A 14,373-nucleotide genomic window follows, 5' to 3' on the forward strand; every position below is an offset into this window, starting at 1 on the left:
ATGAGTAAATTCATTAAAAATATTATTGCTTTTTCATTAAAGAATAAAGCTTTCACCTTTTTTTGGGTAGGAATACTTGTAATATCAGGATTTATCGCATTTAAAAACATGCCAATAGAAGCATTTCCGGATGTAACCAATACCCAGATCATCATTGTAACCGAATGGAACGGCAGAAGTGCCGAAGAAATAGAACGATTTGTAACGACTCCAATCGAAATCTCCATGAACTCCGTTCAGAAGAAAACTAGTGTTCGAAGCGTGACCATGTTTGGATTGTCGGTTATAAAAATCATTTTTGATGATGATGTAGACGATTCTTTTGCCCGACAACAGGTTAATAATCAATTGCGTACTGTTTCGCTTCCGGATGGCGTAGAACCAGATGTTCAGCCTCCTTATGGACCTACCGGTGAAGTATTCCGATATACTTTAAAAAGTAAGGATCGTGATACGCGTGATTTGCTCACCATTCAAAACTGGGTAATTGATAGACAATTACGAGCTGTTCCGGGCGTTGCTGATTTGGTAGCGTTTGGTGGTCAGGAAAAAACCTATGAAATCAGCGTAGATCCCGGAAGATTATCAAAATACGACATCACGCCTCTTGAAGTTTTTGAAGCAGTAAACAAAAGCAATTTAAACGTTGGTGGTGATGTAATCGAAAAAAATGGTCAGGCCTATGTGGTTCGTGGTGTTGGTTTGCTCAGTTCTGTGAAAGACATTGAAAACATTATTGTTACTTCTACCGGCGGAAATCCGGTTTTGGTTAAAAATTTAGCTGATGTTTCGGAAAGTTCCTATCCGCGTGTCGGACAGGTTGGAATGGATAACAATGATGATGTCGTGGAAGGAATTGTAGTGATGCGTAAAGGTGAAAACCCAAAAGAAGTACTGGAACGCGTTAAAGAAAAAATCGCCGAATTAAACGATTCTGTTTTACCGAAAGACGTAAAAATGGAAACTTTTTACGATCGCGACAATCTAATGAATTTTACCACAGCAACGGTAATGCACAACCTTTTTGAAGGTATTATTTTTGTAACGGTTATTGTATTCCTTTTCATGGCCGATTGGCGAACAACATTAACGGTTGCCATCATTATTCCGTTGTCGTTACTCTTTGCTTTCCTTTGTTTGAAACTCAAGGGAATGAGCGCTAACTTACTTTCTTTGGGTGCAGTCGATTTCGGTATCATCATCGATGGCGCCGTCGTCATGGTAGAAGGTATATTTGTAACCTTAGACCATCTCGCCCATAAAAAAGGAATGGAAGCCTATAATAAATTGGCTATCGGAAGCGTAATCAAAAAAACGGGAGCTGAAATGGGGAAAGCCATTTTCTTTTCCAAGCTGATAATTATTACAGCTTTAATTCCGATTTTCTCCTTCCAGAAAGTTGAAGGAAAAATGTTCTCACCCCTAGCCTACACCTTGGGATTTGCATTACTTGGAGCGTTAATTTTTACTTTAACGTTGGTGCCCGTTTTGTCACATATTCTGTTGAATAAAAATGTGAAAGAGAAAAACAATCCTTTTGTGAACTTTTGGAACCGAATTGTAGAAAAAGGATTTGCGTGGACTTTCAAACATAAACGAAAAACACTTATAGTTTCCATTTCATTAATTGTTGTTACTTTCTTTTCCGCCAAATTTTTAGGTACGGAATTCTTACCCGAATTAAATGAAGGTGCTCTTTGGGTGGAAGCTAAAATGCCAATGAGTCAAAGTTTACCCGAAACCGTGAAAATGGTTCGTGTTTTACGTAAAGAACTAAACAGCTTTGATGAAGTTAACGGCGTTTTATCGCAAACCGGACGTAGTAACGACGGTACCGATCCAAGCGGTTTCTATTATGTGCAAATGCAGGTAAATTTAAAACCCAAAGACGAATGGAAACGTAAAATATCGTTGCAGGAATTAATTAAGGAAATGGATACAAAACTTAGCAAATATCAGGGAATTGGTTATAATTATTCGCAGCCGATTATTGATAACGTTGCTGAAAGTGTTGCCGGAATTAACGCTTCCAATGCAGTGAAAATTTATGGAGATGATTTGAATAAACTCGATGAAATTGCCAACAAAGTACTGGAGCAAATCAAAAATGTAGATGGTATAAAAGATGTCGGTATTTTGCGAAATGTTGGGCAACCCGAAGTAAGTGTTGTTTTAGATAGGGAAAAAATGGCGGCTTATGGCATAACATTATCGGATGCTCAGGCGGTTTTGGAAATGGCTTTTGGCGGAAAAACAGCTACGCAAAAATATGAAGGTGAGAAAAAATTTGATGTTCGTGTGCGCTATGCCAAAGAGTATCGAAAAGATGAAAATGATATTGCCAACATAAAAGTACCAACCATAGACAAAGTAAAAATTCCGTTGAAAGAAATCGCAACGATTCATAAAGTAACCGGACCGGCTTTCATTTACAGAGATAATACAAAACGCTTTATCGGAGTTAAATTCTCGGTTCGTGAACGCGATTTAGGAAGTACGATTGCCGAAGCTCAGGCTAAAGTAGACAAAAATATAAAACTTCCTTCCGGATATAAAATTGGTTGGACCGGAGAGTTTGAAAATCAGGTTCGGGCAACAACACGCTTAGGTCAGGTAGTTCCCATCAGTTTAATCGGAATATTTGTGTTGCTTTTTATTCTTTTCGGAAACATTAAAGATTCGTTGCTTGTTTTGGCAAATGTTCCTTTTGCAATCATTGGGGGAATTATTGCGCTACATCTGACCGGAATGAATTTCGGAATTTCAGCAGGAGTTGGTTTTATTGCCTTATTTGGAATCTGTATCCAAAATGGCGTGATTCTTATATCGGAATTTCATAAAAACCTGAAGGGAAAAATGACATTAAACACGGCTATAGTTGAAGCAGTAAAAATAAGAACAAGACCGGTTGTAATGACTGCGCTTATGGCATCTATCGGGTTGCTGCCGGCTGCAATTTCAACAGGAATCGGATCGGAATCACAAAAACCGTTAGCCATTGTTATAATAGGCGGATTGATTACAGCTACCGTACTTACCTTGCTTGTTTTTCCAATTATTTTTTGGGTTTTCAATAAAAAGAAGCATCAGGTAATCGAATAGATTTGTTTAGTTATTATTATATTTTTTTGAAATTGGCCTCAAGTAATTGGGGCCTTTTTTATAGCATACTATTTGTTTTAAAATGCCGTTATAAATGCATGAAACCAAATTCAATATATTTTTCAGGAATTAACAGTTTTCTGATTACTCAGTTTCTTTTCTTCATTGATGAAGGTTTTTATGATTTCAGATGGATGACCAATACCGGTAATTGGCTGGTGTTTGCGTTTTATTTTATAGTATTGACCATGATTTTATATATAATAAACTTAGGATTGGGAAAAATAAAAGCTAATGAAAACGTTATTTTGGGAGTCAACTTAATTGTTTTTCCGACGATTTTACTTTTGATACTTTATAATTTGTAAAAAATAAAAACTCCGAAGCAATTCGGAGTTTTTAGTATTATAATTTTCTTCTTTTCTTTTCGGTTTCCAGAAGCATTAATTCTCTTCCGGTTTGTCCTGCTACTGAAGTATTTTCTTCCGCGCGTCGGATTAGGTATGGCATAACATCTCGCACCGGTCCAAACGGTAGGTATTTGGCAACGTTATAACCGTTTTCAGCTAGATTGTAGCTGATGTTGTCGCTCATTCCGTACAACTGACCAAACCAAATACGGTTATCATTCTTAGAAATGCCGTTATGTTCCATCAGTTCCATTAATTTATAAGAACTGGCCTCGTTATGCGTACCTTCAAAAATCGCCATTTTATCTATATTGCTCATCATGTAAGCAATACAAGTGTCGTAATTGTTATCTGTCGCTTCTTTCGATTCGCAAATTGGGTTTTTATAGCCTTTCAATGCCGCTCTTTCCGCTTCTTTTTCCATATAAGCACCACGAACCACTTTCATTCCGATGTAAAAACCTTCCGATTTAGCAGTTTCGTGTAGTTTTTTCAGGAAATCCATACGATCCCAACGGTACATTTGTAAGGTATTAAAAATCAATGCTTTGTTTTTGTTGTATTTGCGCATCATGTCGGTAACCAAATCATCAGCAGCATCTTGCATCCAACTTTCTTCGGCATCTACCAATAACATTACATCTTTTTCGAAAGCGGTTTTACAGATGGTTTCAAAACGAGCCACCACTCTGCTCCATTCTGATTTTTCAGTTTCAGTCAGTTCTATTTTCGCACCTACTTTTTCATATAATGCAATGCGTCCCAAACCTGTAGGTTTAAATACGGCAAAAGGAATGGCTTCTTTGGCTTTGGCAAATTCTATGGTTTTTAAAGTCATCTCTAAAGCAGCATCGAACTGAGCTTCTTCTTCTTTTCCTTCAACAGAATAATCCAAAACCGAAGAAACGCCTTTAGTATACATTTTATCGACTACTTTTAAGCAATCGTTTTCGCTTACGCCTCCGCAAAAATGATCAAAAACAGTCGCACGGATTAAACCTTCTACCGGAAGATGAAAATTCAACGCGAAATTAGTTAGTGATGTTCCTATTTTAACCAATGATGGGTTTCCAATAAGTTTGAAAAGGAAATGGGCTCTGTTTAATTCCCTGTTGTTTTTTAAAGAGAATGCGACTTGGGTGTTGTTAAATATTTTTTCCATGGTTTATTTATAAATCGGCTTACAAATATAAGGAGGGTTTGAGAATAATTGATAAAAAATGCCTTATTTTGCTCTTCCATTATCAATACTTTAAAAATGCAGATCATAAACGCCAACGGATATACAGTTTATTTTAATGACGCTATTTATACTTTTCTAAGCGAAACGCTCCGTCCGGAAGTTTATTCTAAAGTTTTTGTATTGGCAGACAGTAAAACCAGTGTATATTGCTTGCCCGATTTTCTTGCGAATTTAGCAACAGAAGTTCCTTTGGAGATCATTGAATTTGAAGCCGGTGAACATTTTAAAAACATTGAAACCTGTTTTGAAATCTGGTCGGCATTAACAGAACTTGGCGGTGACCGAAAAAGCATTATCATCAATCTTGGCGGCGGTGTTGTAACGGATTTGGGCGGATTTGTAGCTTCAACGTACAAACGCGGCATCGAGTACATCAATGTCCCTACCACTCTTTTGGCAATGGTGGACGCTTCCATTGGAGGTAAAAACGGCGTGGATTTAGGGAGCCTTAAAAATCAAATAGGAACCATAACGACTCCAAAAGCTGTTTTAATCGATACCAATTTTTTAACCACTTTACCAGCAAACGAAATGCGCTCCGGATTGGCAGAAATGCTAAAACACGGACTGATTCAAAATAAAGAATACTGGAATAAATTCAAAAACTTAAGTGGTTTAAATACAGATGATTTGGATGTTTTAATTTACGAATCCATTCAAATAAAAAACAACATTGTTTCTCAGGATCCTACTGAAAACGGCATACGAAAAGCACTCAATTTCGGACATACATTAGGTCATGCCATTGAGAGTTATTTCTTGGATAATAATGAAAAAACACCATTACTTCATGGAGAAGCTATTGCTGTTGGAATGGTTTTGGAAAGCTTTCTTTCCCTGAAAAAAGATTTAATTACCGCAGAAGAATATTTCGAAATTAAAACAGTAATTCTTGATATGTTCGGAAAGGTGGAATTCAGTCAGAATGATATTGAAGCAATCATTGTATTACTGATTCATGATAAGAAAAATGAATTCGGAAAAGTGCAATTTGCATTGCTGGATGGAATTGGCAATGTAAAAATCAATCAATTCACAACTAATGAATTGATTTCCAGTGCTTTTGAAGATTATAGAAACTGATATTTTTTTACAAAATTTCTTTTAAATACGCTGTAATATTTTTTACATTTGTCGCAATGAAAAAAACGCAGAATACACGGTTTACCGCTAACAGAAATAACATTGAAAACAATTTGCTTTCCAATATTCAGCAGATTGTGTTTTCGATAAAAAGTATTCAGAATTTTGACGTTTTGGAATTCCCCAACCCATTGCATGACGAGTTGCAGATAATTTACGCAAATATTAGAGTTTGAAAATCAGTTGTTATTAGGAAAAAAAACAGTAATTTTATAATCTAACAACTTATTATTCAGATGAATACTAAATATTACGACTTAATAAACCAAACCTTTTACTTCCCACAAGAAGAGTTTACTCTAAATAAAGACAATCTACAATTTCACGGTATCGACTTAATGAAATTGGTAGAACAATACGGAACACCGTTAAAGTTCACATATTTACCTAAGATTTCCGAAAACATTAATAAAGCCAAAATGTGGTTTAGAAATGCGATGGAAAAACATCATTATGAGGCGAAATACTTTTATTGCTATTGTACAAAAAGCTCGCATTTTGAATTTATATTAAATGAAGCTTTAAAAAATAACATTCATATTGAAACGTCTTCTGCTTTTGACATTGATATAGTGGAACGTTTGATGGAAGAAGGGAAAATCAATAAAAACACTTTTGTTGTTTGCAATGGTTTTAAACGCGATCAGTATGTTACCAACATTGCCCGTTTAATCAATAACGGACATAAAAATACCATTCCGGTAATCGATAACTTTGAAGAGCTTGATTTGTTACAGGAGCAAATCGACGGTAAATTTAAAATCGGAATTCGTATTGCTGCTGAAGAAGAACCAAAATTTGAATTCTATACATCCCGTTTGGGAATCGGTTATAAAGACATTGTTCCTTTCTATCGTAAACAAATCCAGGACAATAAAAAAGTAGAGCTGAAAATGCTTCACTTCTTTATTAATGCCGGTATTCGTGATACGGCTTACTATTGGAATGAGTTATTGAAATGTATGAAAGTGTACATTGCTCTAAAAAGAGAATGTCCAACTTTAGACAGTTTGAATATCGGTGGTGGTTTTCCTATCAAAAATTCATTGGCTTTCGATTACGATTACCAATATATGGTTGATGAAATCTTAAATCAGATTAAAATCGCTTGTGACGAAGCAGAAGTTGCAGTTCCTCATATTTTTACAGAATTCGGATCGTTTACTGTTGGAGAATCCGGAGGTGCATTGTATCAGGTTTTATATCAGAAGAAACAAAATGACCGTGAGAACTGGAACATGATTGACTCTTCTTTCATTACTACTTTACCGGATACTTGGGCAATCAACAAACGTTTCGTTATGATGGCCGTAAACCGATGGAATGATACTTACGAACGTGTACTTTTAGGTGGATTGACGTGTGATGGAGACGATTATTACAATTCGGAGCAACACATGAATGCCGTTTATCTTCCGAAATACAATAAAGAAAAACCTTTGTATATCGGTTTCTTTAATACCGGAGCTTATCAGGAAACAATCGGTGGTTTTGGCGGATTAAGTCACTGTATTTTACCGCAACCGAAACACATTCTGATTGATAAAGATAAAAACGGAATTTTTGCCACTGAAGTTTTTTCGGAACAACAAAGAGTTGAAGAAGTTTTAGAGATTTTAGGATACAATAAGAAAAAATAATTTTACAATAGAAATATACAAAGCGATGAGTAAAGGACCTATCAGTCAGTTTATAGAGAAGCATTACCTTCATTTCAATTCTGCGGCATTAGTAGATGCTGCTAAAGGATATGAAGAACATTTACTGGATAACGGAAAAATGATGATTACACTTGCCGGTGCGATGAGTACTGCCGAGCTTGGAAAATCATTAGCTGAAATGATTCGTCAGGATAAAGTTCACATTATATCTTGTACTGGAGCTAATCTTGAAGAAGATATTATGAATCTTGTAGCACACAATTCATATAAAAGAGTTCCTAACTACCGTGATTTGAGTCCGCAAGAAGAATGGGATTTATTGGAAAACCACTATAACCGCGTTACCGATACTTGTATTCCGGAAGAAGAAGCGTTCCGTCGTTTGCAGTCGCATTTGTTTGATATTTGGAACAATGCTGATTCAAAAGGAGAACGTTATTTTCCACACGAATTCATGTACCAGATGATTAATTCCGGTGTTTTGAAGCAATATTATGAAATCGATCCCAAAGATTCATGGATGGTTGCAGCTGCCGAGAAAAACTTACCAATTGTAGTTCCGGGATGGGAAGACAGTACAATGGGGAATATTTTCTCTTCTTACTGTATCAAAGGAGAATTCAAAGCCACTACAATGAAAAGCGGAATTGAATACATGATGTGGTTGGCCGATTGGTATCCGAAAAACTGTGCAGGAAAAGGAATCGGGTTCTTCCAGATTGGTGGTGGAATTGCGGGTGACTTCCCTATTTGTGTTGTTCCGATGTTGTATCAGGATATGGAAATGCATGATGTTCCGTTCTGGAGTTATTTCTGTCAGATTTCCGATTCGACAACAAGTTATGGATCGTATTCCGGAGCCGTTCCGAATGAAAAAATCACTTGGGGTAAATTAGACATTACAACACCTAAATTCATAGTAGAATCAGATGCTACCATTGTGGCACCATTGATTTTTGCTTACGTTTTAGGGTGGTAATTTTTTTCAAAAAAAGATTATTTTTATTTGAAAAATACAATTTAGGATATTACATTTGACCACATACAAAGATTAAACCACAACGAATGAAAAGAGTAATTGTAGATTACGCTAAATTAACGAATGAAATCTTGACCCTTTTGGTTGAGAAGTTTCCTGACGGATATGACGATTCTGACATCATCCGTTTTAAAAACGCTAAGAATGAGACTATTGAAGCAGTAGAGGTTCGCACAGAAGATACTATCTACTTAGTAAAAGTGAGTACGAAATTAGCAGATAGAATTGAAAATTTTGATGAGGATGATGACGACATTGAAGCAGGTGAAGATTCATTGGATGCATTGAAAGAATTGGATATCGATTCGGATTCAGACGATGACGATGATGATACTGACGAAACTGGAGATGAACCTGGTGAGGGAGATGAAGATGATGCTGACGAAGAAGACTAGTCAAAAAGCATATAAAGAAAAAAGGAACTCAATTGAGTTCCTTTTTTCTTTATAAATATCGTTCTCTGAAAATTTTCATGTGATGGTTTTGATGTCCGATAATAATAAAGCCCAAAGCCCTTACCGACATTTCACGTTCGGAAGCGATTCCTATTTTAAGAAAATCTTCCGGAGTAAAACTTTTAAAAAGTGCTATCGTGGAATGTCGCACCATTGTTAGCTCTGTAAGTAAATCTTTTAAATGTCTTTTATTTGCAGAAGGATTTACCGCATCTGCATAAGCGTTTTCATCAAATCCCGGAAGTGCTGTTTTATCGTTTCTGGAAAAACGCAAAGCCCTGTAAGTAAAAACCCGTTCAGCATCGATGATGTGCTGGATGATTTCTTTGATGGTCCACTTCCCTTCCGCATAACGGTAATCAAATTTATCCATTGGAATGTCCTGAATAAAATGTATGGTCTTATGCAAACTGATTTCCAGTTCGTCGATAAGATTTATATTTTCATCAAGAGCGTCAATATAAGGCTGGTAAAAAGAAGCGTACTCACTTTTTTGTAGTTGTGTCGGATTCATATTTGTTTTTTTATGTGGCATAAATTTAAATAAAAAACCCGAAGCTTTCACCTCGGGTTGGATATTGATTTGATTACATATCTTTAAAAATCGTATGCATCAAACGTTTTTTATCATTGATGCTCTCTTCAAGAGAAATCATGGTTTCCGTTCTGTAAACACCATCGATATCATCAATCATATAAATTACCTCTTTTGCGTGTTTGGTATCCCTTGCTCTGATTTTACAGAAAATATTGAATTTACCTGTTGTAACGTGAGCTACAGTAACAAACGGAATTTCATTAATACGCTCCAATACGAATTTGGTTTGTGAAGTATTATGCAGAAAAACACCCACATATGCAATAAAAGAATAGCCCAATTTTTCATAGTCTAAAGTTAAAGACGAACCCTGAATAATTCCTGCATCTTCCATTTTTTTCACACGAACGTGAACTGTTCCAGCTGAGATCAACAATTTTTTTGCAATATCAGTAAAAGGAACTCTAGTGTTGTCTATCAACATATCTAATATCTGATGATCAACTTCATCCAAACGAAACTTACTCATAATTAAATTTATCTATCTATTTATTTTAATAAAAGTCAAAATTAAGAATAATAAATTAATTATTTAGCAGTAAAACAATTAATTTGTTATTTTTTTAGCAATCCATTAACAATTTTATTATTAATACCTATAATGAAATTTGCTTCTGAATCTATTTTCGGCATTTTATCTTTTTGATTTTCAAACAATTGGTTTTCAAAATCATACGTTGTATGCCCGAAATTCCCCTCTAATCCTTCTGTTTGACGAATAGTAGCCTTAAAAACAACTTTTCCGTCTAAAAGAATTTCGTTATAATGGGCTGCAAAAGTAATACTTTTTTCAAAACCATCAAGTATTATTTTTACATTTTTATAAATAAAATCATAAAAAATAGATTTATTTTGAGGAATATTAAAATAATCAGTAGTTTTATTGATAAGAATATCGTTTTTAGAAATAGAAATCAGTGCTGCTAAATACGAAATGAAGATCATTTTTCTTGTAACTTCACGCTCATAATCGTTTGGATAATGACCCGCTTCAAAAAGTATGGTCGGAACTCCCAATGATTGAAACATATCTCCAATACAATTTAGATTAAACGAATCATCAAAACGACCTATCTGATTGGGAATGTATTTCTGTAACACTTCATTCATTGAAGCTATTACGTTAATAGCGCTTTGCCTAACATCATTAACAGCTCTTGCTTCATTATAGGAAGGTGCTAAAAAAGAAACTGTAGCAGGATTTTTAGTATTTCCGGCTGCAAAAATAGAACGCTGATCATGCAGGTTAAAACAAAAATCAGGTTTAAATTCTTCAAAAGTACTGCGTAGTAACTGACTTTCCGGTTGCGATAAGTCAACGGAGTCACGATTTAAATCTATTTCATTGGCATTTATACGCGTATATGCTTCTGCACCGTCCGGATTTAAAATAGGAATACATAAAAAAGTAAACGTTTTTTTAAAACCAATTGCTGTTTCATTATCTGATGAAAGAAAATTAAAAAAATCAAAAAGTGCTTTTGTTGTGGTTGATTCGTTTCCGTGCATCTGCGACCACATATAAATACGTTTGCTTCCGGTTCCGACTTTTACCGCATAAATAGGTTTTTCTAAAACCGATTTACCTATAACAGAAACTTCAAAATCGGCATTAAGTTTTTCTAAAAGCGGTTCAATATGTTTATTGGTGATATATCTCCCAAAAAGATATTGCTCTTTATTTACTTCGGTAATTGCGGTAAAATCCATATCGTATTTTTTCTATTTACAAAAGTAAACATCTTATTTTTTACATCGGTAAACAGTAAATTTTAATCATTTGTTTACAATCCTAAACAGGCAATAAATAAATAGGAGTATTTATATTCTAAAGTCTGTGCAAATACCTACCTTTCTTTTTTATTTATTCAAATATTTGTTTTTCAGTAATTTATAATTAATTTGTTAAAGCTTAAATACAATAAAAAAACCTGTTTTATAGATATTTACATATGTAAAATTGGTTATTAAATACTATTTGTTTACATTTGTAATGCGACTAGTATTTTATAATTATTTACAATGGTAAACACAGAAGATTTTGTAAAAAGACTTGAAATTATACTTGAATATTACGGATTATCAGCCTCCGGATTCGCTGATAAAATTGGTGTACAACGTTCCAGTTTGTCTCACCTACTCTCTGGTCGAAACAAACCGAGTCTTGATTTTATTCTCAAAATAATTGAAGTTTTTCCTGAAGTGGATTTGTATTGGATTTTGAACGGAAAAGGTAATTTTCCAAAAAGTGAACCAACCGAAAAGTCGATTTCAGTTTCCGATCCAACACCTACACTGTTTTCTGAAAATAAAACAGATGAAGTAAAATTCGAAAATCAACCCGATTTATTTTCTGCTGAACCAACGGTCGAAAAAAATCGCGTATTTGAAAATCATGAAGAAAATTTTTCAAATACGCGAAATTTCAGAATTCCTAAAACCGACTCGGATATTGACCAAATTGTAGTCTTTTATAAAAACGGGACGTTTAAAAACTATTTCCCGGAATAGCTTATGTTTTAGGGACAAAACTATTTTCCGGAATTTTTCCTAATACTCCTATAAAGTTTTGCTCTAAAATCTTAAAATCGGCATCCTTATTACCAGTTGGCCAAAAAGGTTCACAAAGTTTAACTTCTTTTTTACCCCAATCAAAAGCTACCGGGATAATTGGAACATTTGCTTTCAGGGCAATATAATAAAAGCCTGTTTTCCATTCGGTTACTTTTTTACGTGTTCCTTCGGGCGCGATGGCAAGACGGAAAACTTCTCTTGTTTCAAATACTTTTGCAATGGCATCTACTTTGTTTTCATTGGTATGACGATTTAATGGCGCACCACCCATCCATCGGAAATAAGCACCAAAAGGGAATTTGAACAATTCTTTTTTGCCTACAAAATTCATCTCTAAACCTACTATTCCACGGGTAAAAAGACCTAAATAAAAGTCATGCCAACTCGTGTGTGGGACAACAATCATGGCGCATTTTTTAATTTCCGGTGAAATTGTTCCGATAATTTTCCAACCCATTAACCGGCAGAATATAAACTTGTACAGAATTTGTTTCATTATAAAAAATTTGGTTCAAAAATAACATTATATTTACGAATAGAAAGTGCAGTGCGATGATTAAAAAGATTCTGAGTTATTTTATCCCCATAAACATACACCAAAAAAATTCTGAAATCAATAAAAGCCTTGAAGTTACCTGGGCTAACGGTCAATTGGTTTTAGATTCTAAAAACACTAATTATTCTTATGGAAGTTTACAGCGTATTCTTCGTAAAGGGTTGCACTATATTGGATTTGAACGCATTAAAGAGTTTAAAAACGTACTGGTTTTAGGTGTGGCCGGCGGAAGTGTTATTAAAACCTTAGTTGACGAAATTAAATTTAAAGGTCAGGTTACCGGCGTGGAACTCGACGCAAATGTTATAGAGATCGCCAATAAATACTTCGGGTTAAACGAAGTTGAAAATCTGGAAATCGTGATTGATGACGCGTTTGAATTCGTCTTGAAAACCAAAGAAAAATACGATCTGATTATCATTGACATCTTTCAGGATACTAAAATGCCTAACTTTTTATTTGAAGATTTTTTTATCAACCGAATTAACTTTTTACTTAATGTAAACGGGTTTATCCTTTTTAATACGATGACTTTGAACAAAGCGGATAAAGAACGTAATTTAAAGTATCGTTCCCGTTTTGATGAAAATTATTCCGTTCGAATGTATCCGAAAGTAGAAGATCACAACGAATTGTTTACCATTAAGAAGTTGAAGTAATAAAAGTCTGTAACACATTGTCATTCCGACGAAGGAGGAATCCCATAAAGTTATTTAGATTATGAGATTCCTCCTTCGTCGGAATGACAACATTATTCAAAAAACAATTACTTTAAACCAGTTTCCTAGCTTTCTCCAAATCTTCCAAAGTGTCAATACCAATACTTCCATGTTCGGTTTCCACCATTCGAATGCGTTTTCCGTATTCTAAATAACGAAGTTGTTCCAATTTTTCGGAAGCTTCCAATGCTAACATCGGTAAGCGGTAGAAATCCATTAATGCTTCTTTTCTAAAAGCATAAATGCCAATGTGTTTCATATAACGAACTCCAACGTTTTCTTCTCTCGGATACGGAATCACCGAACGCGAGAAATACAACGCAAATCCCTGTTGGTCAACAATAACCTTAACATTATTAGGATTTTCAATTTCAGATTTGTCTTTGATTTCAAACATTAAAGACGCCAAATCAACTTTCTTATCGGTATCGTTTCTGAAGATTTCAATAACCTGTTCCAACGGTTTTTTGTTGATGAAAGGTTCGTCGCCCTGAACATTAATTACCACATCAACATCCATGTTTTCAACAGCTTCCGCAATTCGGTCACTACCTGATTCATGTTCTTTGATGCTCATAATCGCCTTTCCCCCGTTGGAAAGAATCTCATTATAAATCAAATCAGAATCGGTCACCACAAAAACATCATCAAATAATTTGGTTTCCAATGCGGCTTCATAGGTTCTTAAAATCACGGTTTTGCCTCCCAAATCCTGCATTAGTTTTGCGGGAAATCTTGTGGAAGCATATCGGGCTGGAATTACGGCTATTATTTTCATTTAGTTAAGGCACTAAGGTTCTGAGGTGCTAAGGTACTGAGTTTTATTTAAAGTTGCTGAGTGACTAAGTGACAGAGTAGCTAAGTTTTTTTAAA

At 34.9% G+C, this 14,373-nt stretch carries 14 protein-coding genes; 8 read left to right on the forward strand and 6 right to left on the reverse strand.

Annotated features, from left to right (window positions below):
* Both FCR2A7T_RS11040 and FCR2A7T_RS11045 read left to right on the forward strand, forming a co-directional pair.
* Entirely contained in the window at window positions 1–3,102 is a 3,102-nt protein-coding gene (locus FCR2A7T_RS11040) for an efflux RND transporter permease subunit (protein WP_023571377.1), read from the forward strand.
* 98 nt (window positions 3,103–3,200) lie between these two features.
* Window positions 3,201–3,470 carry a hypothetical protein gene (locus FCR2A7T_RS11045; RefSeq protein WP_023571378.1) on the forward strand — a complete coding sequence of 90 codons (270 nt, stop codon included), beginning with the start codon at window positions 3,201–3,203 and terminating at the stop codon, window positions 3,468–3,470.
* A gap of 37 nt (window positions 3,471–3,507) precedes the next feature.
* Here FCR2A7T_RS11045 and FCR2A7T_RS11050 read toward each other — a convergent pair whose 3' ends face one another.
* A complete protein-coding gene (locus tag FCR2A7T_RS11050; protein WP_023571379.1) occupies window positions 3,508–4,674 on the reverse strand; it encodes a proline dehydrogenase family protein in 1,167 nt (388 codons plus the stop codon).
* Between the two features lie 96 nt (window positions 4,675–4,770).
* Between FCR2A7T_RS11050 and aroB the strand changes: the two genes are divergently transcribed.
* From aroB to FCR2A7T_RS11075, 4 genes are all read left to right on the forward strand, one after another.
* On the forward strand, window positions 4,771–5,838 hold the full coding sequence (aroB, locus tag FCR2A7T_RS11055; protein ID WP_035118288.1) for a 3-dehydroquinate synthase: 1,068 nt from the start codon (window positions 4,771–4,773) through the stop codon (window positions 5,836–5,838).
* Window positions 5,839–6,134: 296 nt separating this feature from the next.
* Complete coding sequence (locus FCR2A7T_RS11065) at window positions 6,135–7,538, forward strand: arginine decarboxylase biosynthetic (protein WP_023571382.1); 1,404 nt, start codon at window positions 6,135–6,137, stop codon at window positions 7,536–7,538.
* Between the two features lie 25 nt (window positions 7,539–7,563).
* Window positions 7,564–8,538 carry a deoxyhypusine synthase family protein gene (locus FCR2A7T_RS11070; protein WP_023571383.1) on the forward strand — a complete coding sequence of 325 codons (975 nt, stop codon included), beginning with the start codon at window positions 7,564–7,566 and terminating at the stop codon, window positions 8,536–8,538.
* 86 nt (window positions 8,539–8,624) lie between these two features.
* Window positions 8,625–8,993 carry a hypothetical protein gene (locus FCR2A7T_RS11075; protein ID WP_023571384.1) on the forward strand — a complete coding sequence of 123 codons (369 nt, stop codon included), beginning with the start codon at window positions 8,625–8,627 and terminating at the stop codon, window positions 8,991–8,993.
* Between the two features lie 49 nt (window positions 8,994–9,042).
* On the opposite strand, the gene FCR2A7T_RS11080 is transcribed toward FCR2A7T_RS11075, so the two are convergent.
* From FCR2A7T_RS11080 to FCR2A7T_RS11090, 3 genes are all read right to left on the reverse strand, one after another.
* On the reverse strand, window positions 9,043–9,567 hold the full coding sequence (locus FCR2A7T_RS11080; RefSeq protein WP_023571385.1) for a DinB family protein: 525 nt from the start codon (window positions 9,565–9,567) through the stop codon (window positions 9,043–9,045).
* A 73-nt stretch (window positions 9,568–9,640) separates the two neighbouring features.
* Window positions 9,641–10,120, reverse strand: coding sequence for an Lrp/AsnC family transcriptional regulator (locus FCR2A7T_RS11085; protein ID WP_023576701.1), 480 nt, complete (start codon window positions 10,118–10,120; stop codon window positions 9,641–9,643).
* An 86-nt stretch (window positions 10,121–10,206) separates the two neighbouring features.
* Complete coding sequence (locus FCR2A7T_RS11090) at window positions 10,207–11,361, reverse strand: M14 family metallopeptidase (RefSeq protein ID WP_023571387.1); 1,155 nt, start codon at window positions 11,359–11,361, stop codon at window positions 10,207–10,209.
* 312 nt (window positions 11,362–11,673) lie between these two features.
* On the opposite strand from FCR2A7T_RS11090, the gene FCR2A7T_RS11095 reads away from it, so the two are divergent.
* Window positions 11,674–12,162 carry a helix-turn-helix domain-containing protein gene (locus tag FCR2A7T_RS11095; RefSeq protein ID WP_023571388.1) on the forward strand — a complete coding sequence of 163 codons (489 nt, stop codon included), beginning with the start codon at window positions 11,674–11,676 and terminating at the stop codon, window positions 12,160–12,162.
* 1 nt (window position 12,163) lies between these two features.
* Here FCR2A7T_RS11095 and FCR2A7T_RS11100 read toward each other — a convergent pair whose 3' ends face one another.
* A complete protein-coding gene (locus FCR2A7T_RS11100) occupies window positions 12,164–12,721 on the reverse strand; it encodes a 1-acyl-sn-glycerol-3-phosphate acyltransferase (protein WP_023571389.1) in 558 nt (185 codons plus the stop codon).
* A 56-nt stretch (window positions 12,722–12,777) separates the two neighbouring features.
* Here FCR2A7T_RS11100 and FCR2A7T_RS11105 point away from each other — a divergent pair, with 56 nt between their 5' ends.
* On the forward strand, window positions 12,778–13,440 hold the full coding sequence (locus FCR2A7T_RS11105; protein WP_023571390.1) for a spermidine synthase: 663 nt from the start codon (window positions 12,778–12,780) through the stop codon (window positions 13,438–13,440).
* Between the two features lie 112 nt (window positions 13,441–13,552).
* On the opposite strand, the gene kdsB is transcribed toward FCR2A7T_RS11105, so the two are convergent.
* Window positions 13,553–14,278, reverse strand: coding sequence for a 3-deoxy-manno-octulosonate cytidylyltransferase (kdsB, locus tag FCR2A7T_RS11110; RefSeq protein ID WP_035118292.1), 726 nt, complete (start codon window positions 14,276–14,278; stop codon window positions 13,553–13,555).
* Window positions 14,279–14,373: the final 95 nt, after the last annotated feature.

Origin of the sequence: Flavobacterium cauense R2A-7 (assembly GCF_000498475.1) — a bacterium.
In the GTDB taxonomy this organism is placed as follows: Bacteria; Bacteroidota; Bacteroidia; order Flavobacteriales; family Flavobacteriaceae; genus Flavobacterium; species Flavobacterium cauense.